The organism is Lachnoclostridium sp. An169 (assembly GCF_002160525.1).
Lineage (GTDB): Bacteria > Bacillota > Clostridia > Lachnospirales > Lachnospiraceae > Mediterraneibacter > Mediterraneibacter cottocaccae.
In genome coordinates, this window is sequence record NZ_NFKT01000003.1 from 182,251 (window position 1) to 206,333 (window position 24,083).

Annotated in this window: 23 protein-coding genes; 22 read left to right on the top strand and 1 reads right to left on the bottom strand. The window is 49.1% G+C overall.

Annotation, left to right across the window (positions count from 1 at the left end):
• Positions 1–91: 91 nt before the first annotated feature.
• The 12 genes from B5F07_RS03760 to B5F07_RS22570 all read left to right on the top strand — a co-directional run bounded on the left by B5F07_RS03760 (position 92) and on the right by B5F07_RS22570 (position 11,083).
• The gene (locus tag B5F07_RS03760; RefSeq protein WP_087159935.1) at positions 92–3,250 is read left to right on the top strand and encodes a phage tail tape measure protein; all 3,159 of its coding nucleotides are present in this window, start codon (positions 92–94) and stop codon (positions 3,248–3,250) included.
• 3 nt (positions 3,251–3,253) lie between these two features.
• Positions 3,254–3,616 carry a hypothetical protein gene (locus B5F07_RS03765; RefSeq protein ID WP_087159936.1) on the top strand — a complete coding sequence of 121 codons (363 nt, stop codon included), beginning with the start codon at positions 3,254–3,256 and terminating at the stop codon, positions 3,614–3,616.
• Positions 3,617–3,685: 69 nt separating this feature from the next.
• A complete protein-coding gene (locus B5F07_RS03770) occupies positions 3,686–3,922 on the top strand; it encodes a hypothetical protein (protein WP_087159937.1) in 237 nt (78 codons plus the stop codon).
• A 100-nt stretch (positions 3,923–4,022) separates the two neighbouring features.
• Complete coding sequence (locus tag B5F07_RS03775) at positions 4,023–4,670, top strand: flavin reductase family protein (protein WP_087159938.1); 648 nt, start codon at positions 4,023–4,025, stop codon at positions 4,668–4,670.
• A gap of 18 nt (positions 4,671–4,688) precedes the next feature.
• Entirely contained in the window at positions 4,689–5,096 is a 408-nt protein-coding gene (locus tag B5F07_RS03780; protein ID WP_087159939.1) for an SRPBCC family protein, read from the top strand.
• The gene (locus B5F07_RS03785) at positions 5,093–5,425 is read left to right on the top strand and encodes a DUF3795 domain-containing protein (protein WP_087159940.1); all 333 of its coding nucleotides are present in this window, start codon (positions 5,093–5,095) and stop codon (positions 5,423–5,425) included. The genes B5F07_RS03780 and B5F07_RS03785 overlap by 4 nt, the downstream gene beginning before the upstream one ends.
• 37 nt (positions 5,426–5,462) lie before the next feature.
• Positions 5,463–5,837 carry a DUF3795 domain-containing protein gene (locus B5F07_RS03790; protein ID WP_087159941.1) on the top strand — a complete coding sequence of 125 codons (375 nt, stop codon included), beginning with the start codon at positions 5,463–5,465 and terminating at the stop codon, positions 5,835–5,837.
• Positions 5,838–5,945: 108 nt separating this feature from the next.
• On the top strand, positions 5,946–7,862 hold the full coding sequence (locus B5F07_RS03795; RefSeq protein WP_087159942.1) for a hypothetical protein: 1,917 nt from the start codon (positions 5,946–5,948) through the stop codon (positions 7,860–7,862).
• A 21-nt stretch (positions 7,863–7,883) separates the two neighbouring features.
• Entirely contained in the window at positions 7,884–9,290 is a 1,407-nt protein-coding gene (locus B5F07_RS03800; protein WP_087159943.1) for a hypothetical protein, read from the top strand.
• Between the two features lie 108 nt (positions 9,291–9,398).
• Entirely contained in the window at positions 9,399–9,821 is a 423-nt protein-coding gene (locus tag B5F07_RS03805) for a phage holin family protein (protein WP_087160025.1), read from the top strand.
• A 1-nt stretch (position 9,822) separates the two neighbouring features.
• Positions 9,823–10,794: a peptidoglycan recognition protein family protein gene (locus B5F07_RS03810; protein ID WP_087159944.1), complete on the top strand. Its 972-nt coding sequence runs from the start codon at positions 9,823–9,825 to the stop codon at positions 10,792–10,794.
• Positions 10,795–10,918: 124 nt separating this feature from the next.
• A complete protein-coding gene (locus tag B5F07_RS22570) occupies positions 10,919–11,083 on the top strand; it encodes a hypothetical protein (protein WP_162613041.1) in 165 nt (54 codons plus the stop codon).
• A gap of 423 nt (positions 11,084–11,506) precedes the next feature.
• Here B5F07_RS22570 and B5F07_RS03815 read toward each other — a convergent pair whose 3' ends face one another.
• A complete protein-coding gene (locus B5F07_RS03815) occupies positions 11,507–12,448 on the bottom strand; it encodes a hypothetical protein (RefSeq protein WP_140397978.1) in 942 nt (313 codons plus the stop codon).
• Positions 12,449–12,840: 392 nt separating this feature from the next.
• On the opposite strand from B5F07_RS03815, the gene B5F07_RS03820 reads away from it, so the two are divergent.
• The 10 genes from B5F07_RS03820 (at position 12,841) to B5F07_RS03865 (ending at position 24,038) form a co-directional block, all read left to right on the top strand.
• On the top strand, positions 12,841–13,761 hold the full coding sequence (locus B5F07_RS03820; RefSeq protein WP_087159946.1) for a helix-turn-helix transcriptional regulator: 921 nt from the start codon (positions 12,841–12,843) through the stop codon (positions 13,759–13,761).
• A gap of 22 nt (positions 13,762–13,783) precedes the next feature.
• Positions 13,784–14,128: a transcriptional regulator gene (locus B5F07_RS03825; RefSeq protein WP_087159947.1), complete on the top strand. Its 345-nt coding sequence runs from the start codon at positions 13,784–13,786 to the stop codon at positions 14,126–14,128.
• Positions 14,118–14,777 (top strand): GyrI-like domain-containing protein, encoded by a 660-nt coding sequence (locus tag B5F07_RS03830; protein WP_087159948.1) that lies wholly within the window; start codon positions 14,118–14,120, stop codon positions 14,775–14,777. Before B5F07_RS03825 ends, B5F07_RS03830 begins: the two co-directional genes overlap by 11 nt.
• Before the next feature lie 85 nt (positions 14,778–14,862).
• The gene (locus tag B5F07_RS03835) at positions 14,863–15,306 is read left to right on the top strand and encodes a zinc ribbon domain-containing protein (protein ID WP_087159949.1); all 444 of its coding nucleotides are present in this window, start codon (positions 14,863–14,865) and stop codon (positions 15,304–15,306) included.
• A gap of 54 nt (positions 15,307–15,360) precedes the next feature.
• Positions 15,361–16,239 (top strand): SPL family radical SAM protein, encoded by an 879-nt coding sequence (locus B5F07_RS03840; protein ID WP_087159950.1) that lies wholly within the window; start codon positions 15,361–15,363, stop codon positions 16,237–16,239.
• A 146-nt stretch (positions 16,240–16,385) separates the two neighbouring features.
• Positions 16,386–16,556 carry a hypothetical protein gene (locus tag B5F07_RS22575; protein ID WP_162613042.1) on the top strand — a complete coding sequence of 57 codons (171 nt, stop codon included), beginning with the start codon at positions 16,386–16,388 and terminating at the stop codon, positions 16,554–16,556.
• A gap of 171 nt (positions 16,557–16,727) precedes the next feature.
• A complete protein-coding gene (locus B5F07_RS03850; protein WP_087159952.1) occupies positions 16,728–18,635 on the top strand; it encodes a recombinase family protein in 1,908 nt (635 codons plus the stop codon).
• Positions 18,632–20,323, top strand: coding sequence for a recombinase family protein (locus B5F07_RS03855; protein WP_087159953.1), 1,692 nt, complete (start codon positions 18,632–18,634; stop codon positions 20,321–20,323). Before B5F07_RS03850 ends, B5F07_RS03855 begins: the two co-directional genes overlap by 4 nt.
• A 409-nt stretch (positions 20,324–20,732) precedes the next feature.
• Positions 20,733–22,595, top strand: coding sequence for a hypothetical protein (locus B5F07_RS03860; RefSeq protein ID WP_087159954.1), 1,863 nt, complete (start codon positions 20,733–20,735; stop codon positions 22,593–22,595).
• 105 nt (positions 22,596–22,700) lie between these two features.
• Positions 22,701–24,038 (top strand): ABC transporter substrate-binding protein, encoded by a 1,338-nt coding sequence (locus B5F07_RS03865; protein ID WP_087159955.1) that lies wholly within the window; start codon positions 22,701–22,703, stop codon positions 24,036–24,038.
• The last annotated feature ends 45 nt before the right edge of the window (positions 24,039–24,083 follow it).

Here is a 24,083-nt window from a genome sequence, read left to right on the forward strand (position 1 = left end):
TTCAAAGCATCGGTTAGAAATAATCGGTGCTGTTTTTATGCTCGGAACTTATCCGGGCTTTTTTATGTTTATTTTCAGGAGGTGGTGACACATGGCGGGTCGGATCAAGGGTATTACGGTAGAGATCGGCGGCGATACCAGCGGTCTGGAAAAGTCGCTGAGCGCGGTGAACAATTCCATAAAGAAGACCCAGAGCCAGCTTCGGGATGTGAATAACCTTTTGAAACTGGATCCATCGAATACCATTCTTCTGGCGCAGAAGCAGGAGCTTCTGCAGTCGGCCATCGGGGATACGGAAAAGAAGCTGGAAGCCCTGGAGCAGGCCCAGGAAGATGTGGCGAAAGCCTTTGAGAGGGGGGATCTTGGAAAAGATCAGTACATGGCATTCCAGCGGGAGGTGGAGGAGACCAGAGGTGCGCTGAATCGGTATAAGGCGGATCTGTCTGGTCTGCAGTCAGAGCAGGAACGGCTTTCTGCCAATACGGAGCGTCTGAATAAGCTGTTTGCGGTTACGGGATCCAGTGTGGATGATTATGCCTATGTGCTGGGGAGCCGTTTGGTGACGGCCATCCGGAACGGGACGGCTTCTTCTGACCAGCTGAAAACCGCTGTGGAGAAGATCGGGAAGGCGGTCACCGGCGGGAAGGCGGATATCAAACAGCTGACCGCCGCCCTGGATACGGTGGATGACGGGCAGGCTGTCCGAAACCTGATCAACGATCTGAATGATGTGGGTGACGCAGCCCAGGACGCTGCGGATGACATCGGGGAGATTGCCCAGGCCACCAAAGGCGCAGCCCTGATGGAAGCCGCCGACCAGTTGTCTGTGGTTGGGGATAAGATCCAGGATGTGGGTGATAAAGCGGTGAATGCCTACGCAGAGACAGAGACGGCGGTTTCCAAGGTGAACGCCTACTTCGGGGAGACAGGAGCAGCAGCCGAAGCCAGCGCGGAGATTGTGAAGAATGTGTATGGATCCGGTGTGGGCCAGAGCATGGACGCAGTGGCGGAAGCGGTCATCATGGTCAAGAAGAACCTGGGAGATCTGGGAGATACTGACCTGACCAACCTGACGAAGCAGGCGCTGACTCTGGAAGAACTGTATGGGATTGATATGAATGAAACCCTCCGGGGTGTCAACTCTCTGATGAAGCAGTACGGCATGACCGCCCAGGAAGCTATGGATTATATCGTCCGGGGTACCCAGAACGGTCTGGACAAGACCAATGAGTTAGGAGACAATCTGTCCGAGTACGCTGGAAAATTTGAGCAGGCGGGGTATTCTGCTTCCGAGTATTTCCAGCTTCTGCAGAACGGCCTGCAGGGCGGGGCATACAATCTGGACAAGGTCAATGACGCCATCAACGAGGTGACTACCCGTCTGGCGGACGGGACCATCGGGGATTCCATAGACCTGTATTCCCAGAAGACCAAGTCCCTGTTCCTGGCATGGCAGAACGGGGAGGCTACCCAGAAGCAGGTGATCGATTCCATTGTGGCGGATATCGGCAGCTGCACCAACCAGCAGGAAGCTCTGAACATGGCGGCGCAGGCCTTCGGTACCATGGCTGAGGATGGGAACCTGAAGTTTATTACTTCCCTGACTTCCGTAGGAGAGACATATGACAGCGTAGCCGGATCTGCGGAAAATCTGTTCAGCCAGACACAGACACCCATGCAGGAGATGGAGGCCAATACAAGGAAGCTGCAGCAGGCGCTGGTTCCCCTTGGGGAAAAGATCGTGGAGTTGGCCAATGTGGTTCTGCCGCCTCTGGTGGCCATTATTACGGCAGTGAGCGAGGTATTCGGGATGCTGCCGGAGCCGGTGCAGAACTTTGTCATCATCCTGGGCGCATTGCTTGTGGCATTTACTGCATTGACGCCGGTGATCGCGGCCCTGGCGGTGTCCTTTGGGGCGCTGAACATTTCCCTGCTCCCGGTGATCGGGATCATCGCTGGGGTGGCGGCGGCCATTGCCGGAATCATCGCCATTGTGAAAAACTGGGGAGCGATCACGGAGTGGTTCGGGAATCTGTGGCAGGCGGTATCCCAGAAGCTGATGGAGTTATGGAACGGGGTGGTGGTTTTCTTTACGGAGACTATCCCGGCGGCGTTCCAGATTTTCATCGGCTTTTTTTCTGCGATCCCGGACTGGTGGAGCGGCCTGTGGTCGCAGGTATCCGCATTTTTCACGGATACCTGGAACGCGATCCTGCAGAATCCTATTGTCCAGCTGGTGGTTACAACGATTACTTCTCTGTGGGAGAACGCGAAAAATACCCTGCAGGGGATCTGGTCGGGGATTTGTCAGATTGCCTCCGGTGCCTTTGAACTGCTGAAAAATGTGATTCTGGCTCCGGTGCTTCTGCTGATCGACCTGGTGACGGGAAATTTCTCCCAGCTTGCATCCGATGCGGCCAATATCTGGAACAATATCAAGAATGCCGCCGCCCAGATCTGGTCGGGAATCCGTCAGGTGGTGACTTCCGCGGCTTCGGGGCTGAAGCAGGGCGTGGAAACTGTACTTTCGGCTTTGTCCCAGTTTGCATCTCAGATTTGGTCCGCCATGAAGCAGACGGCGTCTTCTGTCTGGAACGGAATCAAAACCACGGTGGTAAATATCGCCTCTGCGCTGCGTGAAGCGGCGGTTTCCGCCTTCCAGCGGATGGTCTCCGGGATCGGCTCTGCCCTTTCCGGTCTGTATTCCGTGGTTTCCAATGGATTTTCTTCCGCCATCCGGTTTATCACCGGGCTGCCGGGGCAGGCGTTCCAGTGGGGGAAAGATTTCATCCAGGGGCTGATCAACGGGATTTCCAGCATGATCCAGAGTGTGATCAACACCGTTTCCGGTCTGGCTGACCGGATCCGTTCTTTCCTGCATTTCTCGGCTCCGGATGAGGGGCCGCTGGCAGATTATGAGACCTGGATGCCAGACTTTATGAAGGGACTGGCGAGTGGGATTGAGAAGAACCGGAACCTGGTGGAGAAAGCTGTCCGGGATGTGGCTTCGGACATGGTGATTTCTCCGAAAGTGAACGGGTCAGAGTATGGCTATGCCGAGGGCGCTTTATCCGGCGGGAACATGTCCGACCTGATCTCCGGGATTTCTTCCGCGGTATCGGAAGCCCTGGCGGGATTTTCCGGTCCGCAGGGGAACATCGTGATCCCGGTATATGTGGGCGGTACGCTTTTGGATGAACTGGTAGTTACAGCGCAGGCAAGACAGAACCTGCGGTCAGGAGGGAGATAAGCGATGGCATTTATACAGTATCTGACTTTTGACGGCACAGCCCTCCCCCTGCCGGATTCCTATGAGGTTCAGATGGATGACGTGGAAGCGGATTCCGGCGGGGAGACGGAGGCTGGGACGGTGCAGCGGGATGTGGTGCGCGCAGGCGTGGTGAGCATCCCCGTGACGTTTTCCGTGTCGGCAAAATGGCTGAAGATTTTGACGGAGTTTAAGCAGCAGGAAAAAATCACGGTGGGATATTTTGATACGGAGACGCTGGCGGTGAAGACGGCGGAAATGTATATCGAAGGTTACAAGGCGTCTCTGGTGAAGGATACTTCCCGGAAAGGGCTATGGACGGTGTCATTTACGCTGAAGGAGTTCTGAATGTGTATTCTTTTTTGGGAGGAATTGTGGTATATTTGAGAAAAAGATGGAGGTTACAGAGGTGAGGTTATGAAAATCGCAAAAATTCTGTTATCTATAATAACAATACTTTTTGCTGTATTAGGATTAATAAAAGTTCTTCCATTTGATATAGCAAATCCTATTATGCTTACATCACTTGCTACTCTTTTGTTGTTAAGAAGTGTAGAATATAAAAATAGCAGAGAGAAAAGTGGTTTTGTTCTTACCTGTTTAACCGCAGTTTTTGTCTATGTTGTTGTGATTTATAATGTTTTTATAGGATAAGCAGCTCCCCATTTATCGGGAAATTGAACAAAATGACAAATCCTATTTTTTATTACCAACCAATAATAACCCATGATCCTGATGAATTGGGAAGTGAAGTATGAAGATCGAGATTAGAAAGGATTTTCCGCAGCATTTTAAACCGGCATATCCGGAGGAGTTTGATTTGTTTTCTCATTTTGAGGTAACGGCAGGAATACCGAACGTTCTGTTTGCTGTCACGACTTGGAAAGAGAACGGGAAACCGAATGTTTGCTTTCATTCGTGGAGCTGCTTCCACGGAGATAAGACTGCTTTTTTCGCTGTGATGGGAAACTTATATCAGCATACCCACACCTATGCCAATATCCAAAGGGAAAAATGTTTTTGCATCAATTTCCTTCCGATAAATTGCTACGATAAGCTGGTAAAAACTATTCACCAAAATGGAATGAATGACGATGAATTTGCGGCAGGCGGCTTTATGGTTGCAAATGCAAAAACTATTCACGCACCTGCGATTAACGAAGCGTTTCTCACTATGGAATGTACTTTGAAAGAAATGCAGGATTTAAGCGGTGCGGGTATTACGGCTATGGTAATCGGGCAGGTACAGCATATATCTGTAGAAGAATCCTATGCACAAGGATATGAACAGAGATATGGTAAAGATGGATTTATGCTGCTTGTGCCTGCACCGCAGGATCTTATCACCGGGGAGCCGAATCAGTCGGCGATTGCCACCGTGCATATTGAGAAATATGACTGATTTGAGGAGGGTGCGAAAATGGCAACTTCAAATATAAAAGCGCTGATTTCTGGAGAGCTTCGTAAAGTGTGGGAGCTGGTTTTGAATGTTGAAAATTATGGAGCTTGGAGAAGCGACCTGAGTAAGACAGAAGTTATCAGCGACAAGCAATTCATCGAATATACCAAAGATGGCTACCCTACGACATTCACCGTGACGCTTGTTGAGCCATACAGACGCTGGGAATTTGATATGGAAAACAGCAATATGACAGGTCATTGGATCGGTATTTTTACAGACAAAGGAAATGAAACAGAGATAGATTTTATGGAGTGTGTGGAAGCAAAAAAATGGCCGATGAAACCTTTTGTGAAGTCATATCTGAAAAAGCAGCAGGCACAGTTTGTTGCAGACATAAGAAAAGCATTGGAGGGAAATAATCTATGAAAGATATGATTGGATACTGCGGATTGGACTGCGAAAAATGCGATGCATACATGGCCACCGTCAATGATGATCAGGCTTTGCGGGAGAAAACAGCGAAGCAGTGGGCAGAGTTAAATAATGCTCCAATTTTGCCGGAACATATTAATTGTGAGGGATGTCGTGTGGACGGAGTAAAAACAGTATTTTGTGAACATATGTGTGAAATCCGTAAATGCGCTTTAAGAAAAGGAGTTTCTACTTGCGGAAACTGTTCTGAGTTGGAAACTTGTCAGACTGTCGGGGCTATTATTTCAAATAATTCTGCTGTTTTGAAGAATTTGAAAGGATAAATATATGAATAAACAAATTAAAAGATGAGGAGGTTTTATGAAACGGAAATTAGGAATTGCCAGATGTGGTCTTGCGTGCTGTTTATGTACAGAAAATGTCGATTGCAATGGGTGCGGTTCAAATGGGTGTCCAGATAATGATTCTTGTGAGAATAAAAAATGTTCGATTGCAAAAGAACTGACACATTGTTATGAGTGTGAAGAAAATTGCAGGAAAGGATTATTGAGTAAAATTAAACCATACACATTTACATTATTTGCTAAAAAATATGGAGAAGAAAAGCTCCTGGATTGTTTAGAGAGAAATGAGAAAAATGGAATTGTGTATCATCGAGAGGGCATACACGGGGATTATGATGATTTTGATGATGTAGAGCGGTTAATGAATTTTATTTTAACAGGAGTACGATAGATTAAAAGTTGTTGAGTTATATAATTCTGATATTTTATATTGCCAAGAGCATCAGTCAGAAATGATTGGTGCTTTTTTGATGCCTGGAAACGGAAGGAGGGGTGTCCGATGTACCCGGTGAGCGAGGCGTTCCTGCAGGCGGTGCAGGGGAACACCCGGAAGTATTACTGGACGGGGAAGATAACAACTGCGGCCGGAGCAGAGTATCCTTTTGATCAGGAGGATATCGTGAAAGGCAGCGGCTATATCACAGCCCAGTGCTGCGGCAATTCGGAGATTGAACTGGGAGCCGTGTACGCGGCGGAGATGGGGATCAGCCTGTTCCTGGATATTGACCGGTACACTTTGGAGGACGCGGAAATGGAACTGTCCTATCACCTGCGGCTGGCGGACGGGACTTACGAAGCTGTCCCCATGGGGATCTTTGAAGTGAGCGAGGCAAACCGGACGGTGCATGTGCTGGAACTGAAGGCTTATGACCGGATGCTCCGCTTTGACCGGGCTTTTAATGGTTTTGAGACCATCGGAACGGCTTACGGGATGATGGCGCTGTGCAGTACCGCCTGCGGGGTGGAGTTGGCGCAGAGCCAGGCGGAGATTGAGGCGCTTCCCAACGGATCGGAACTGCTTTCCATTTACCCGGAGAATGACATTGAGACCTACCGGGACGTGCTGTATTTTACAGCGCAGGTGCTGGGCGGATTCTTCTGCGTCAACCGGGAAGGGAAGCTGGAGTTTCGGCAGTACGGGGAAACTCCGGTGATGGAGATCTTGCAGAAGCACCGGTTTTCCAGCAGTTTCTCTGATTTTGTGACCCGGTACACAGCGGTCAGCTCCACCAACCTGCGGACGCAGACTTCCGAGTATTACGCTTTGGAAGAAGATGACGGACTGACTATGAACCTGGGAGTCAATCCCCTCCTGCAGTTCGGACTGGAAGAAACCAGGGCGGAGCTGTGCGGGAACATCCTGACCGCCCTGTCCGCGGTCAATTACGTGCCCTTTGATTCGGATACCATCGGGAACCCGGCGCTGGACCTGGGGGATGTACTGATCTTCTCCGGCGGGCAGGCGGACGCCCGGCAGATCACCTGTGTGACATCTTTTACGGTCAAGATTGGCGGCAGGCAGAGCCTGAAATGTGTGGGGAAGAATCCCAGGCTTTCCCAAGCAAAGTCTAAGAATGATAAGAACATCTCTGGACTCTTAAACCAGATCGAAGCGGGAAAGATCGGCATCCATACCTTTACCAATGTTTCTGAGTATTCCATCGGAGAGACGGATGTCCGGATCATCAGCATTGAGTTCGCTTCCAAAGAGGAAAACCACGCCCAGTTCTTCGGGCAGGTAGTGGTGGATGTGGCGGCTGATTCGGTTGCAAGGTCGGTCAATGCCAGCGGCACGATTGTGATCCCGTTTCCTTCGGCCGGGAGCGGGGCGGCGGAAGGAAATGATGGAACGGGAGACGGTCCGTCCGGGACGGAACCGGAAGCTGGGGATACTGAGGATGGCGCTGCCGGGGAAGAGACCACGGATATTTCTGTGGATGTAAGTCTGCCGGTGAACTGGACAGAGGACGGGAAGGCGGTCTGCTATGTGACCTTTGAATTGAACAACGCGGAGATCCTGCTCCATTATCCGGTGGAGACTTGGCACAGCGGGAAGCACATTCTGTCTTTGTATTATCCGATTGAAAATATCGTGCCGAATATTACAAATACCTTCAACGTGTACCTGCGGATGGAGGGCGGTTCCGGCAGTGTGGGGATCGGGGACTGCATCGCTTCCATCAGCGGCCAGGCCATGGCTGCCGCGGCGGCCTGGGACGGCAGGATCGACATTGAGGAATCGACTGCTTTGTTCGGGATCCGCGGCGGGCTGAAAGCGAAAGGGATTTCGGATACTATTGCTACGGAAACTATGGAACTGGTGCAGAGGAGCTATACAGATACCCTGGCGGCAAAGCCGGGGATTGGGGCGTTCTGCCGGCCGGTAACGCTGCCGGGATCCGGCGGCACAGAATAAGAATACGGGAGGAGAACGGATATGGTTTTAAAAGGCGTTATGACGATCGAACTGACAGATGAAAATACCGGGGCGGTGGAGACCGTCACGGAAGAGAATATGATCACCGAGGCGGTGAACAACATCCTGGGTTTAAATCCCATGGGGATCTTTTACGCCGCCACCGGGGAGTATGACGATGCCCTGCTCTGGAACGGGAACCTGCTCCCTATCTGCCCCAACATGATCGGGGGCATCCTGCTTTTTTCCGAAGCGCTGGCGGAGGATGAGGAACTGCTGTACGAGAGCTCGGACAACCTGCCGGTGGCCTATGCTTCCAATGACGTGAATTCCACGGCCAACCTGGCCAGGGGGAGCCTGAACCTGACGGAGAGCATGGCCATCTCCAATGGATATAAGTTTGTCTGGGAGTTTACGCCCAATCAGGGGAACGGCACCATCGCGGCGGTGGCATTGACCAGTTCCTTCGGCGGGGAGAACGGCTTCGGCAGCCTGACCGGGGACGCCAGCGCCTTCCTGCAGCTGAAGGCGGCGGATATCGGGGCAATCCCGGACGCCAACAAGATGGTGCTGTTTGAGGCGGTGGAGCTGGATTTTGAGGACAGCCTTTTGTATTCCATCACTTATGAGAACGCGGGTGTCCGGATCCGGAAGCTTCGGATCCCGGTGTTTTCCATCGGCTTAAATGAGAAACTGGATGATTCCACCTATACGGTGTTGGAGGATGAAGTGCTGACGCCGGAGACTTTTGAGTTCCTGGGAAGCTATACGAAGTACGGGGAGTTTCTGGACGGGCAGGACGGGTACTGGTACGGGTTCTCCAATGAGGGAAATTCCTCTGGGGACGCCCTGATGCTCTGGATCAAAATCTCCAAGACAGACTATTCCTTTACGGAAGGGCAGTGGACGCTGTCCAACGCAAAACTGATGGATGTGGGTACCAGGGCGTTGGATTCCTTCCCGGAGCGGAGCGTGAAATGCTGTATCCGGGGCGGGTATCTGTATGTGCCTGCCTATGACAAGAAGGGGATCTATAAGATCAGCCTTTCCAACTCCACGGATGTGACGCTGATCGAGTTCGGTTTTACGTCCAAGTGGAAGCCCTTGTGCGAGACCGGATCCTGCGAGCTGTACCTGACGCTCATCGGGGATCTGATCATCGGTGGGGATTTCCAGATCACGGCGGAGGACACAGTGATCCAGACTCAGGGAAACGTAAGGCTCAACAATGCCGCAACGCCCTTGTTCCAGTACAAGAATTTCCTGATCGGCTGGGGCGGCAGCTATGGGAATGAGTACCGGACGGCTTATCTCCTGACGCCGTACCTGGCGTCCATCAACAACCTTTCCTCAGCGGTGGTGAAGACCGTGGATAAAACCATGAAGATCACCTACACGCTGACGGAACAACCCGATCCCGTGCCGTAAGGGAAAAAACTGTCCTGAAAAGGGCAGGCGGCACTTTATATAGAGAAACTGACTGGCAGGCGCTCTTTTGGGGCGTCTTTTCTTATGGGAAAGAGAGGAACAAAAGCAATGAAAGAATTTTGGAACATGATCCAGATGGTATTTGCCGCGGTGGGCGGCTGGCTGGGGTATTACCTGGGCGGATGTGACGGCCTGCTGCTGGCTTTGGTAGCTTTCTCGGCGGCGGATTACCTGACCGGCGTGATGTGCGCGGTCAGCGACCGGAAGCTGTCCAGCAATGTGGGTTTTAAGGGCATCTGCAGGAAGGTGCTGATCTTCCTTCTGGTGGGGATCGCCAATATCCTGGATGTCCATGTCATCGGCACCGGGTCGGTGCTTCGGACGGCGGTGATCTTTTTCTATATCTCCAATGAGGGCGTAAGCCTTCTGGAGAACGCGGCGCACCTGGGGCTTCCGGTGCCGGAGAAGATCAAGACGGTGCTGGAGCAGCTCCATGACCGGGCGGAAAAAACAGAAACGGAGGAGAAATGAGATGAAGTTAGTACAGAGTATTTTAACGAAAAATCCCTGCTATACGGCAGGGAGGAAGATCGCGGTGAAGGGGCTGATGCTCCATTCGGTGGGCTGTCCCCAGCCCAAGGCGTCTGTGTTTATCAATTCCTGGAACAGCCCGTCCTATGATAATGCCTGTGTGCATGGGTTCATTGACGGGAATGACGGGACGGTGTACCAGACCCTGCCCTGGAACCACCGGGGTTGGCACTGCGGCTCCGGCAGCAAAGGGAGCGGGAACAATACCCACATCGGGGTGGAGATGTGCGAGCCTGCCTGCATCCGGTATACGTCCGGGTCAAACTTTACCTGTTCTGATCTGGCGGCGGCAAGGGCAGTGGCGAAGCGTACTTACGAGGCGGCAGTGGAATTGTTTGCTTACCTGTGCAAACAATACAATCTGAACCCAGCCGCGGACGGCGTAATCATCAGCCATAGGGAAGGACACAGCCGGGGGATCGCTTCCAACCATGGGGATCCGGAGCATCTGTGGAAGGGGCTTGGCCTGGGCTATACCATGGACAGGTTCCGGAAGGATGTGAAGGCGGCTATGGGAGGGGCCGGGACAACGGAGCCGGAGAACGGCGGATGGTACCGGGTCAGGAAGTCCTGGACAGATGCGAAGTCCCAGAAAGGGGCGTTCAAAGTGCTTGCCAATGCTAAGAAGTGTGCGGATGAGAATCCTGGGTATACGGTATACGATGAATCCGGGAAGGCTGTCTATGGAGGATCGGGATCCGGAAGCGGATTTTCTCCGTATCTGGTACAGGTATCCATTACGGATCTGAATATCCGGAAAGGGTCGGGGACGGATTACGGGAAGACCGGGAAATATACCGGGAAAGGTGTCTTTACCATTGTGGAGGAGGCAAACGGACAGGGAGCCTCCCGCTGGGGGAAACTGAAATCCGGCGCCGGATGGATCTCCCTGGATTACGCCCGAAGGATTTAAAAATAATGGCTGGTGGAGAACTTGATATAGTTCTTTACCGGCCATTATTTTTTTTGCTCAAAATCGGAATATACAAGAAACTTATACTTAGACCTTCAGAAAAGAAGAATTGGAGGTTAGTCAGGTGATTGTTTTAAAATATAAGGATGGGGAGAAGCCAGAAAAATTGGCTCCAAAGGCAAAAGCCAATATGGAGCACTGTGCAAATTTCCTTGTGAGTATGGTTGAAAAGTATGGGAAAGCTGTTTTGGAGGAGATAGAGACAGAGGAGCAGGTTATAAAAGAGTAGCAGGAGCCGCCAGTCATAGAATTGTGATCCGACGGCTTTTGAGCAAAAAACGAAAAAGGGTGCTGGCAGACGGAGCAAAGCACGACATAATGAAGTTCCAAGGGATACGGTGAAAAGGGGAAAATGCTATATTAACACACGTGTTTCTAATGTTGCTCAGACGGAGGGCTGGTGGATTTGAAATAGGAGATCGTAAACGTGATCAAGCGGGTCAGCAACCCGGAATATCAGACGATTTTGGAGATGTGATACTTATGCTTTTATTCCTGGGAGAAGATTGCCGTGGAAATGGATTACGATCTGTGGTATATGCACAAGTTGCATAAGAAGACGTTGGATCAATGCTTCGCTTTTGTACCGGCGGGAAAGGAATAAGAAAGAGGGCGCATTTCCGGGGATGGAGAATGCGCCTTTTAAGCAATTCTAAGTATTTCTTTTTTTCTTCAGCAAAGAGATGGAACCGAATACTATAGATACCAAACTTAAAGGAGCTAAGTAAATATTATCTTTATACCATCCTGAAAAAGTTGGAAATAAGGTCATATTGGATATATAGGCGTCATCTACTTTTCCGTTCATGGTTAGCACAATATTGTCTTCCAAGGAATCTTCCGTTATCATTATCGAGGCGTCTAATTGAGTTGCTACTCCATGAAAATCAACGGTTTGTTCATAAATACTGTAAGTTTCAGGGGAAACAGATGGAGAAAACAAGAGGTCTCCATTTCCCACATATGTTGCATTATTTACCCCTTTAAAGTCTGCAGAGCAATAATTAACATCTGGGAGTTCGTTGTATTTTCTTAAGATATTCGGCGTTTTTATGGTCGTTTTTACATCTGTTGTCAAATATGCTGTTCCATTCATATCCTCATTTATTTCAAAGCAAAAGTCAGTGGCTTCGAATATTTCTGTGTTGTTTGAATCCAATGCCGTGACATCAGCTCCTGTTATCCAGACTTTATATTCAGCATTTTCCAATCCGCCTAAAAGTATCCCATTGTTAAAAATTATGTCTTTGTTAAAACATCTTACAGAATCTTCTATTCCTATCAAACTTTGATCTGTAAAAAAAGCCGATGTAATAATACCGTCATTTCGTTGGATACCAATTAGACTAAACGGTGCGTCTTTTTTGAGGGATAGAAGTAAGTACTGAATATTATCATACCTTTCATTTTCATAGTTTATGCAAAAATTATCTAATCTTATTTTACAATCTGTTTCTATTTGTAAAGTGATATGATCAGTTTCAAGAGTGCCGCTTACTGACTGTGCGGAAAATTCTAATTCACTTACTTTGTCTGAAAAATATACATTCGCTTCTGACGGAGAAAAAAGGAATAAAACATATACTATACCCAATACAAGAATAGTCATTATCACAATATTAAAAAGTAAGGTGTTTCTAAGCCAACATAGAAATCGACTATGATAGATATTCTTAACAATCCTTGAAATTCTCTTATATATAATCCATAATCTAAACTTCAATATTCTCACCCCTCGCTTAAATTATACTGATTGGTGAAAAAGAGTTCAAGATAATGTTTTGAAAGTAGGACACTAAAAGACACTATGGAAATCTGGTAGTATTACAATAGCAACAAAGAAAAAATACAGTAGCCTTCGCAGGAAACGACTGTCTTAAGGATTGACATGCGCGCAGGTCTTTTTTTATTTTTGAACGAATGTTAAAATGTACATGACATACAGTTGTCGTGTTTGGATTGTTATGATATAGGCAGGTGGAGCAAATGAAGACAGACAGGCTGATCGGTATTTTATCCATTCTTTTGCAGAAGGAAAAGTGTACAGCGCCGGAACTGGCGGAGAAGTTTGAGGTTTCCAGAAGAACGATAAACCGGGATATCGATACATTGTGCAAAGCTGGGATTCCTGTCAGCACGCTGCAGGGGGCTGGGGGAGGCATCCGCATCATGGAAGGATATCGGATGGACAGAACCCTTTTGACTTCCAGGGATATGCAGATGATTCTGGCGGGGCTGCGGAGCCTGGACAGTGTCAGCGGGAGCAGCTATTACGCGCAGCTGATGGAAAAACTGCAGGCCGGAGCGTCGGATTTTGTCAGCGGCAGGGATTCTGTGCTGATTGATCTATCATCCTGGTATAAAGAATCTCTGGCACCAAAAATTTCTTTGATCCAGGACGCCATCGAAGAACGCAGACAGATTGCATTTCACTATTTTGCTCCCGGCGGTGAAAGTGTCCGAATGGCAGAACCTTATTATCTAATCTTTAAATGGTCCAGCTGGTATGTCTGGGGATGGTGCCGGAAAAGAAAGGATTTCCGTATGTTCAAACTGAACCGGATGGAGGAGCTGAAAAAGACAGAAGAAAAATTTGCCCCAAGACAGGTACCCATGCCGGATCTTTCCAATGAAAGGATTTTTCCGGCGAATATCCGGGTAAAGGTCCTCTTTGAACCGGATGTAAAATGGCGGCTGGTGGAAGAGTTTGGCCCTCATTGTTTCAAAGAACAGAAAGACGGACGGCTGCTGTTTGAGATGGATTATACCGATGAAAGTTCCCTGGTGGGATGGCTGCTGACTTTCGGGGAAAAGGCCAGGGTGCTGGAGCCGGCTGAAGTAAGGGGAAAACTTCTGAAAACGGCGGAAAGCATTGCAGCCATTTACCGAAGAGAGGACAGAGGCTAAACAGGCAAAAGGAGGGAGATTTATGGCGCAAAAGGAACTGGCGCTTTATGTGGCAGAACAACTGGCTCCGCTGGGAGAGATCCGATACATTCCCATGATGGGCGGCTGGCTGTTTTATTATCGTGAAAAGCTGATCGGCGGTATATATGGTGATGGATTTGCTGTAAAAGATACGGCTGCGACCAGACGGTTTATGCCGGACTGCCGGGAGGAGGTATGGGCGGATACTCCGCCGGCGCTGCTGCCCTGTACGATTCTGGAAGACAGCGGGAAACTGTGTGAGATGGTCAGAGAAATGTATCCAGAACTTCCGGAACCAAAGGCAAAGAAACCCAGAAAAAGAAGGAGAACGACAGATGGCATTTGATTATAAAAAAGAATACAAGGAATTTTATCTTCCAGGTAAAAAGCCGCAGCTTGTGGAGGTCTCAAAGATGAATTATATTGCGGTTCGGGGGAAAGGAAATCCCAATGAAGACGGCGGGGCCTATAAGGAATCGATCGGGCTTTTGTATGGAATTGCGTTTACCATTAAGATGAGTAAGAAAGGCAGTCATGAAATCCGGGGATATTTTGACTATGTGGTGCCTCCACTGGAAGGCTTCTGGCGGCAGGAGGGCATAGAGGGGATCGACTATGAAAGAAAGGAAGAATTCCAGTGGATTTCCGTGATCCGTCTTCCGGATTTTGTGAAGAAGGCAGATTTTGACTGGGCGGTCCGGGAAGCTGAGTCAAAAAAGAAACAGGATTTTTCAAAAGTGGAGTTCCTGACCATCGAAGAAGGTCTGTGCGTCCAGTGTATGCATATGGGTGCTTTTGACGAGGAACCCCGGACCATTGCTCTGATGGATGCTTTTCTCAGAGAAAATAGATATGCAAATGATTTTTCCAGCGGCCGGATGCATCATGAAATCTATCTTTCAGATGCCAGACGTGTCCCGCAGGAAAAGTGGAGGACAGTGATCCGCCATCCGATAAAAAAATTAATTAGGGGACGCATTCGGTTGATATCTTGAATTGCAGCAACAGCAGGTTGCTGGCATCTTTTGCTGTTTAAGAGCATAATAAGACTGTCAATTATTTTGAATGGAGGAATTTAGTTTGGAAATATGGAAAATACTTAAAACCCTGCGGGAAAAACATAATCTTACGCAGGATCAGCTGGCGGAACGGGTCATGGTTACAAGGCAGGCGGTAAGCCGGTGGGAAAACGGAGAAACACAGCCGAATACTGACACATTAAAGCTGCTGTCAAAAGAATTTGGTATATCAATTAATACACTCCTTGGTTCCCCGAGACAGCTGATTTGTCAATGTTGCGGAATGCCTTTAAACGAGGATGATTGCATCAGCAGAGAGACGGATGGAACTTTTAATGAAGACTATTGTAAGTGGTGTTATATAAATGGGAAATTTGTATATCCGTCAAAAGACGAATTGCTGAACTATCTTGTGGAACATATGCCGAATCCTAATAATTTGCCAGATAAGGAAAGATATTTGCAATTTGACACGTTCCTTTCCAAACTGAAGCATTGGAAATAATTTACTGAATTTTCTGGATGCAATATAGATTAAAGAAAACAGGAGAGATGAAAAATGCATTTTGTTGATGCTAAGGGAATTCTATCCGCAGACAATGGGATGAATATTTACAGGGGCTGTACCCATGGATGCATTTATTGTGACAGCCGAAGCAGATGTTATGGCTTTACCCACCCCTTTGAGGATATCGAAGTAAAACGGAATGCCCCGGCTCTTTTGGAACAGAAACTCCGGTCAAAGAGAAGAAAATGCATGATCGGAACAGGTGCTATGTGTGATCCATATCTGCCCTGTGAAGAACAGCTGAGACTGACCAGAAAATGTCTGGAACTGATCCGGCAGTATGGGTACGGAGCCGCTGTATTGACAAAGTCGGATCGGATTTTGCGGGATTTGGATCTCCTGTGCCAGATCAACGAAAGGACGAAAGCGGTAGTGCAGATGACTCTGACAACTTACGATGATAAATTGTGCAGGATTTTGGAACCGAATGTCTGCACAACAAGCAGAAGAATACAGGTCTTACAAAAAATGCAGGAAGAAAGGATCCCGACTATCGTATGGCTGACTCCGATTCTCCCTTTTATTAATGATACAGAGGAAAATTTAAAAGGAATTCTGGAATATTGCGTGATTGCGGGTGTGAAAGGTATTGTAAATTTTGGAATGGGTGTTACTCTGCGGGAGGGAAACCGGGAATATTTCTATCATGCCCTGGATCAAGTATTTCCAGGATTGTCAGAAAAATATTGGAATAAATATGGATATGACTATGTAATAAACAGCCCGAATAGCAAACACCTTCTGCATATCTTCAGAGAAACCTGCCGTAAGGCAGGAATCATGTATCAGACAGATCAAATTTTTGATTATCTGAAAGAATTTCCGGAAAAAAGTGAATATTGGCAGATCAGTCTGTTCGATAATAAATAAAATCTTTAGAACCCGTTGGAAAAATGTGCCGACGGGTTTCTTTTTGTGATTTTTGGCGGGAGGGTAAATATAACTGTTTTTTCTTTGCCTGTGACATGAGAAAACAAAGCAGGGCTTATCCCTGCGGCAGGAGAGGCGGGAAACTCATGGAAAGAAGGGAACTGGTCAACACAGGCATGTACACAGAAAAACAGGCTGCCCTGAACATGGAGTGCTGTGCTGAGTTTATGGCGCGGATGATCCAGAAGTACGGCGCTGAAATACTGAAGGAACTGGACGAAGAAAAGACGCAGGGATCTGCCGAACAAACATCCTGAAATCATGTCCTTACCGGCAGTCATTTGGGCTGTCGGCTTTTTCTGTGCGTTCTGCATAGTTTTCAGGGAGAAACCTTGTGCGTCCTGCGAGTTGGCGGGGATGCCGGACTCCGATATATTAATCATGCACGGCGAACCGTGTGACAGTGAGCAACCGAAAGAGGTGAGGACGTGAAAAAGAAATGCTACATTTACACCCGTGTTTCCACGGCCGCCCAGACGGAAGGATACAGCCTGGAGGCTCAGCAGGAACGCCTGCGCCAGTATGCGGAATATAAGAACCTTGAAATCGCGGGCGAATACTGTGACGCCGGAAGGTCCGGGAAGAGCATTGCCGGAAGGCCTGCCTTTATGGAGATGATGGAGGACATTGCCAGTGAAAAGGATCAGATCTCTTATGTGCTGGTATTTAAGCTGTCCCGGTTCGGGCGAAACGCTGCGGATGTTCTGAAGTCCATCCAGACGCTTCTGGATTACGGCGTGGATCTGGTATGTGTGGAAGACAGCATTGACAGTTCCACCCAGGGCGGGCGGCTGACCCTTGCCATCCTGTCCGCTGTGGCGGAGATTGAGCGGGAGAACATCCGGGTGCAGTTTATGGCAGGGCGGATGCAGAAGGTGATGGAGGGAGGCTGGGCGGGCGGCCCCGCGCCTTTCGGATACCGGAATGAGGGCGGCAGCCTGGTAGTGGAGCCGGGGGAAGCGGAGATTGTCCGGCTGATCTACGCCAAGTATCTGGAACCGGAAATGCAGCTGGCCACAGTGGTGCGGTGGCTGAATGACCATGGGTACCGGCGGATTTCCAAAGGAAGCTCCTGTTCCTTTAACCGGGATTTTGCGGCCGGTGTGTTGGACAATCCTTTTTACTGCGGGAAGATCGTATATTTCCGCAGGATGAACAGGGGGAGAGCAGAAAAGGACCAAAGGGAAGAAATCACAGTCCGGGGAAAGCAGGAAGCGATCATCCCGGAAGAAATGTGGGAAAGGGTACAGACTAAGAGGAAGCAGGGTGCCGTCCGTTATGAAAAGGATGAACCGGAACGGATCAGCATGCTGTCCGGCCTGGTGAAATGCCCTGTGTGCGGGGCAGGGCTGGTAGTGAAAAAAAGCAAAACTATCAACCGGAACAGAGGCGGGCATTACAAGCCGATCCACTATTACGCCTGCCGGTATTATCGGAAATCCGAGGGGCGGCGATGCGGTTTCCATCACACCTATAATCAGAAGAAGCTGGATGGCGCCGTGATGGAGATCCTTGTACAGCTGACACGGACGGAAGAATTCCAGAAGGCGTTTGCGGGAGCTGTGGGAGATTCCACATCGGAAGCGGCTTTAGAGGGGAAGCTGAAAGACCTGCGCAGGAAGCTGCATGGACAGGAACACTTGAAATACAAACTGGGCGGGGAACTTGACCATCTGGATGCCCTGTTGGATGGATATGACAAGGCTTATGATGCTATCCAGGAGAAGATTGACGCCGCCTATGACCGGATCGAGCAGCTGGAGACAGAAATCGGGAAGGTGAGGAAAAAGCTGGCCGCAGTCCGGGAAGGGATCCATTCTTCCGGACAGATCAGCCGCATCCTGGACCATTTTGACCGGCTTTACAGGAAAATGACCTGCGCGGAGCGGCGGGAACTGTGCCGGCAGTTCATTGAGAGGATCGAGGTGTTCCCGGAAGAGCAGGATGATGGAAGGATCCTGAAATCCATCGCCTTCCGGTTCCCGGTTTTCTATGACGGGGAAGCGGCATCCGGGGATCCGGAGCTCCCGGATGAAATGGTGTCTTTTGAACTGGACTGCCGGAAACTGCCGGTGACCGTGCCGGAAGCGAAAGCGACTTATGCGGAGATCAAGGCGTATGTCCTGGAAACGGCCGGGCTGAAAGTATCCTCCCTGTATATCGCCCAGATCAAGCGGAAATACGGCATAGAGATGGGGGAGAACTATAATAAGCCGGAGGATCCGAAGGCGCGCGTCCCGAAATGCCCGAAGGAAAAGGAATTTGCGATCCTGGACGCCCTGAAGCATTTCCGGATGGTGCCGGAGACGGCAGAATATGAGGAGGCGGAAGCGTGAAGAACAAAGAAAAATGCTATCTTTATATCAGGGTCTCTACTGCCATGCAGGTGGACGGCTACAGCCTGGATGCCCAGAAGGACCGGTTGGTGAAATTCGCGGAGTTTCAGGGCATGGAGATTGTCAGGGAATACTGTGACGCAGGTAAGTCCGGCAAGAGCATTACCGGAAGGCCGGAATTCCAACGGATGCTCCAGGATGTGGCGGATGACCGGGACGGGGTGAGTTATATCCTGGTGTTCAAGCTGTCCAGGTTTGGCAGGAACGCGGCGGATGTGCTGAATTCCCTGCAGTATATCCAAGATTACGGCGTGAACCTGATCTGTGTGGAAGACGGGATTGATTCTTCCAAAGATTCCGGGAAACTGACCATCACCGTGCTGTCTGCCGTGGCTGAGATCGAGCGGGAAAATATCCTGGTCCAGACGATGGAAGGGCGCAGGCAGAAAGCCAGGGAAGGGAAATGGAACGGCGGGCAGGCGCCTTTCGGGTATCTCCTGGATTCCAAAAACAGCACGCTGATTGTGAACCCGGAAGAAGCGGAGATTGTCCGGCTGATTTTTGAAAAATTTGTCCATACGGACATGGGGGCGGATTCCATCAGCAAGTATCTGAATCAGCACGGGTATTCCAAAAAGAAGCTGCGGGAGCAGGAGGTGGGCCATTTTACCAGGAGCACGGTCCTGAAAATCCTGGATAATCCGGTCTACGCAGGCAAGATCGCGTACGGGAAGAACGCAACGGAAAAGGTGAAAGGGACAAGGGACCAGTACCGGCGGGTAAAGAAGGAGGAGTATCTTCTGGCAGAAGGGCTCCATGAGGCGGTCATTGACCAGGAGACCTGGGAGGCGGCCAGGGCCAAGCGTAAGGTCACGGGCGTGAAATGGGATAAAACCCACAGCCTGGACCATGAGCATATTTTATCCGGAATCCTGAAATGTCCGGTCTGCGGTTCCGGGATGGCCGGGACGGTGAGACGGAGGAAAAATAAAAAGACCGGTGAGTACAAGGACGATTTCTATTACAGGTGCCAGCACAGGAAGAAGATTGACGAAGAACATTTCTGCGACTTTAAACCTTCCCTGAATCAGGACGAACTGAATGTGGAAGTGGTTCAGATCATCCGTGATATGGTGGCGATGGAAAAGTTCCGGGATTTTATCCAGGACAAGCTGCATGAGAAAGTGGATGTCTCCGCCCTGGAAGAGGAACGGGAGCAGATGAAGGGAAGGCTCCTGCAGGTGACGGGCGCCAAAAAGAAGCTGGTGCTTATGCTGGATAAGCTGGACGTGAACGACCGGCATTACGAGCGGAAGTATCAGGATATGCAGGAACGCCTGGATAACCTGTATGACCGGATTTCGGAACTGGAGGAGATGCTTTCGGATGTGGAGACGAAGATTTCCGCTTCCTGCGGGGAGCAGATCACCGGAAAACAGGTCTATCAATTCCTCTTGGAATTTGATAAGATATATGGAAAGATGACGGATCTTGAAAAGAAGGAATTCATGAGAACGTTCATCAAGACAATCGAATTGTATCCCGAAAGGGACGGCAGCGGGCGCATCATAAAGCAGATCGGCTTTAAGTTCCCGGTGTATTATAACGGCTGTGAAGGCGATACAATTCGGTTGCTCAACGAAAATACAGTCGAGGTGATTGCCCTGATGACGAGAAAAGCTCAGTAAATCAAAGGTTTCTGCCGATTTAGGGCGAAAATGGATGTGTGTTTCTGCTTCCACAGAAAGGGTATGAGGAAATTTGTAGAAGAAAGCCCCCGGCTCTCGTCGGAGGCTGATAAACAATGTTTCTTTGCCGTACATTGCGAAACGTGTTTGCATAAACAGTGTTTTTATGCCGTACACTGTAAAACGTTTTTACGCTTATATTATATGTATCAATAGAGAAAAAATCAATGAAAAATTTTGTGAAAATTGAGACGGGGAGAAGCTGAAAGGTGTATTGTGCGAAGGGACAGAGTCCGGCGCATGGTACACCTTTTCGTTTTTCGGGAATTAAGGCAAAAAGAGCGTAATACTGTGTATGGAAAAAACGTGTTCAGACCGGTAGGATGAAAGAAAAAAGGCGGTCTGAAAAATGTATAAAAACGCAGAGAAAGAAAACAGGAAAAGTTCTGTAGATAACAGCCACAGGATCTTCTGTCTGGGAAACGGGAAGTTGTGTGTCTATATGGATGGGATCAATATCCATCAGATATTCGGCCCGCTGCTGAGCACTCCATCTTACATGCATACAGAGTGGGAGGGACCGGAAGAAATCCGTATCGTGACAAAACGGAAAGCGGAGACCGGAATATGGATGCACGGCCTGACAGACTGGACAGACAAGATGCTGGGGATCATTTATGATTTTGTGACAGAAGATATGCCATGTTTTATCCGGATCTGTGAATTGAAATGTGAGATCCGGTTTCGGATCACAGTGGAACCGGGGTGGAAAACTGTGATGAACAGTGAACGATTTGACAGAGCAGATATCGGATTGGGTTTTTTGGCGTATGCAGATGCAGGAATATCGGTTTATGACCAGGCACATTATCCGTGTATCCATGACCTTGCTCATCAGTTCCTGGTCTGTGGTCCCGCTCATCTGAAAGAAGAGGGCCTGCTCGTCCTCAGCCCCGGAAAGACAGTCTGGTATTCCGTCGGAGGAAGTGATTATCCGGAATGTATCGTGAACACGGAGAAGATCCTGAGGGAAAGACCGGAAAAACTGCTGGAAAATGTGGAAAAGTCCTGGAGGATCCGGCTGAATGAGGATATCAGAGAAAAAATACTTTCCAGTTCCCTTCCTTCCGGAAAGCGCCTGGTACAGGCTGTAGAGAATACGGCAGTTCTGATCCTGTCACAACAGTCGGAGGAGGGGGCAGTGATCGCCGGACATAATTTCCATATGGCCTATGTGCGTGATCAGCTCGGCGTGGCCAGAGGTCTTCTGAAAATGGGATACATCCGTGAGGTCAGAGCAATTCTCAATTTCTATCAGCAGATTTTCAGCAGGTACGGCTGTATTCATAATGCACAGACGATCGGTACCAGCCATTATTTCCATGTCCATGAAAATGATAATGTAGAGATCACAGGGTATCTGATCATTCAGGCATTTGATTATTATAAAGCCAGTCATGATATGGAATTCATGAGAGGGCTGATCCCCATGCTCGAGTGGGCGTGGAATGCCCAGGTAAGCCAGATTCATGAGAAGATGCTTCCTTTTAATGGGGATGAAACGTATATTGCAGGACATATCCTGTCAAGGGATGCCTTGTGGGACGGATCGGCAGAGGCAACTCTTCTTTTCATTGCTTCCGGAGAACGGCTGCTTCCTTTCATGCTGCAGCACGGATACTGGAATTCTGAAAAATATGAAAAGAACAGGGCTGTTTTTCTGGAGGTCAGGCATTTCTATAAGAAAAATTTTGTAGTGGACGGTCGGCTGATGGCCAACAGGATATTTCAGGAGCCATATCCGAAGAAACGGTTTGGCAAAGGGGTATGCAGCAGATGTCTGACTTACGGATGGATAGAGCAGGAGCCGGACGGCCAGTATGTCTGCTGTGAATGTTACGGAAAAGGAGCCGGGATCCGGAAAAAGCGGAGAGCAGTAGAAGTCCAGTCCGTTCAACTGATGCCGCTGTTCATAGGAACAGATCTGTTTTCGGTATCTGAGCTGGAAGAAATGATACTACTGTCAGCAGAATCCCCTGCACAGAAAAAGTTTACCGGATATGATCTTGGGTTATTACTCGTAAATATCCTGGAAACAGCGCCGTCACTGGCGGAAACGATCTATGATAAACTGCTGGATTCTGAAGACGAGATGGGAGGATGGTCAGAATTTTATGTAAACGGTGTTCCGGGCGGAACATACTGCCGGCCGTGGGAGAGTGGAATCAACGTCTATGCCATGATAAAATATGCACAGAGATTTTGGAAATAAAAACGGAATATTGTGCAAAGTGTCAGGAATACAGTGTTAATAGAATAAGACGACAGCATATTATAATAAACATAACAAATCGACAAAGCAAAGGAGGAAGAAGAGATGAAAAGAAAGATGAGTATTTTGTTATGTGCGGCGCTGAGTTTATCTTTGCTGGCGGGCTGTGGCACGGAAGATGCCGGAAGTGAAGGTTCTGGCAGTGAAGGATCCGGGGAAGGCAGCGGAGCATCCGGAGAAGAGATCACATTATCGATCGGCGGATGGGGATACAATGATTATTTTGTACCTGTTCTTCAAAGGGAATTTAACAAAAAGTATCCGGGAATCACACTCGAGTATGAACGTATGGAACAGGCCGATTATCTGAACAAGCTTAAAGTCAACCTGAGCGCCGGGACTTCCTGGGACATTATGATGCTGGAAGCGGGATCGATGCTCAATGCTGTGGAGTCGTACTGCGAGCCTCTGGATGAATATGCAAAGGCTGAGTGGGGCGACAACTGGAAGGAAAAATTTGAAGAAGCGGCCATAAGTACAGTAGAGAGTGAAGACGGACATGTATATGGGCTTCCGGATTCCATGGGACAGGCCGGACTGCTCATGTACAACAAAACGAAACTTGAGAAGTACGGGATCGAGGTGCCTCAGACATATGAGGAACTGAAAGATTACTGTGACAAACTCCGTGCGGACGGGGATCTGCCGTTGGTGATCGGCGGGAAAGACGACTGGATCCTGACGGATATGTTCCTTGTGATAGCCAATGATATCGCACCTGGCAAGATTGTACAGGCAGATGCAGGAGAGATTGAGTGGACGGATCCGGACATTGTAAAAGCATTTGAGATGTGGCAGCAGATGTTCGAGGACGGTATCTTCCAGGATGGCTGTCTTGGTGTTCCCCAGTATCCGGGAGCTTCTGAGTTATTCTGGCTGAATGGAAAAGGCGGAATGCTGGCAGAGGGCGACTGGACGATCGCGACATTTACGAATGAAGATATGGCAGAAGCTGCAAATAAGGACGAGTACGTCATGGCACCAATGCCCGATATGGACGGTGATGGCGAAGTGGCGGGGCCGGTCTACACGACAGGCGTGTTATATGCCATAAATAAAGATCTTCCGGATGAGAAGAAGGAGGCTGCGTGGAATTACATCAAGTGGTTTATCGGAGAAGAGGGACAGCAGGTCATGAACGGGCCTGAGATCGGTTATGCTTCTACTCCGGCGTTTAAAGATATTACGATCGAACGTACATCAGACTATCCGAATTATATCAACTGTATGAAGGATGTAGAGGAGACGCTTCCTCTGGTAAGCGGACCGAGAAATCTGAATAATGTAGATGCAAAGGCGGCTTTGGGAGAAGTTCTTCAGGAACTGGGAACAGGTATGTCACCGGAAGACGCTGCTGCAAAAGTACAGGCGGCTATGGAATAGCAGATGGACCATGTCATGGCGCATACTCTCATTGCAGGTATGCGC

Bases quoted from the DNA above. Each gene is read 5' to 3' on its own strand.
- B5F07_RS22575 (WP_162613042.1), top strand. From the start codon at position 16,386: ATGGAAAGAAGGGAACTGGTCAACACAGGCATGTACACAGAAAAACAG.
- B5F07_RS03800 (WP_087159943.1), top strand. From the start codon at position 7,884: ATGGTTTTAAAAGGCGTTATGACGATCGAACTGACAGATGAAAATACC.
- B5F07_RS03795 (WP_087159942.1), top strand. From the start codon at position 5,946: ATGTACCCGGTGAGCGAGGCGTTCCTGCAGGCGGTGCAGGGGAACACC.
- B5F07_RS03770 (WP_087159937.1), top strand. From the start codon at position 3,686: ATGAAAATCGCAAAAATTCTGTTATCTATAATAACAATACTTTTTGCT.
- B5F07_RS03805 (WP_087160025.1), top strand. From the start codon at position 9,399: ATGAAAGAATTTTGGAACATGATCCAGATGGTATTTGCCGCGGTGGGC.
- B5F07_RS03765 (WP_087159936.1), top strand. From the start codon at position 3,254: ATGGCATTTATACAGTATCTGACTTTTGACGGCACAGCCCTCCCCCTG.
- B5F07_RS03825 (WP_087159947.1), top strand. From the start codon at position 13,784: ATGGCGCAAAAGGAACTGGCGCTTTATGTGGCAGAACAACTGGCTCCG.
- B5F07_RS03760 (WP_087159935.1), top strand. From the start codon at position 92: ATGGCGGGTCGGATCAAGGGTATTACGGTAGAGATCGGCGGCGATACC.
- B5F07_RS03810 (WP_087159944.1), top strand. From the start codon at position 9,823: ATGAAGTTAGTACAGAGTATTTTAACGAAAAATCCCTGCTATACGGCA.
- B5F07_RS03865 (WP_087159955.1), top strand. From the start codon at position 22,701: ATGAAAAGAAAGATGAGTATTTTGTTATGTGCGGCGCTGAGTTTATCT.
- B5F07_RS03790 (WP_087159941.1), top strand. From the start codon at position 5,463: ATGAAACGGAAATTAGGAATTGCCAGATGTGGTCTTGCGTGCTGTTTA.
- B5F07_RS03820 (WP_087159946.1), top strand. From the start codon at position 12,841: ATGAAGACAGACAGGCTGATCGGTATTTTATCCATTCTTTTGCAGAAG.
- B5F07_RS03785 (WP_087159940.1), top strand. From the start codon at position 5,093: ATGAAAGATATGATTGGATACTGCGGATTGGACTGCGAAAAATGCGAT.
- B5F07_RS03830 (WP_087159948.1), top strand. From the start codon at position 14,118: ATGGCATTTGATTATAAAAAAGAATACAAGGAATTTTATCTTCCAGGT.
- B5F07_RS03840 (WP_087159950.1), top strand. From the start codon at position 15,361: ATGCATTTTGTTGATGCTAAGGGAATTCTATCCGCAGACAATGGGATG.
- B5F07_RS03775 (WP_087159938.1), top strand. From the start codon at position 4,023: ATGAAGATCGAGATTAGAAAGGATTTTCCGCAGCATTTTAAACCGGCA.
- B5F07_RS03860 (WP_087159954.1), top strand. From the start codon at position 20,733: ATGTATAAAAACGCAGAGAAAGAAAACAGGAAAAGTTCTGTAGATAAC.
- B5F07_RS03780 (WP_087159939.1), top strand. From the start codon at position 4,689: ATGGCAACTTCAAATATAAAAGCGCTGATTTCTGGAGAGCTTCGTAAA.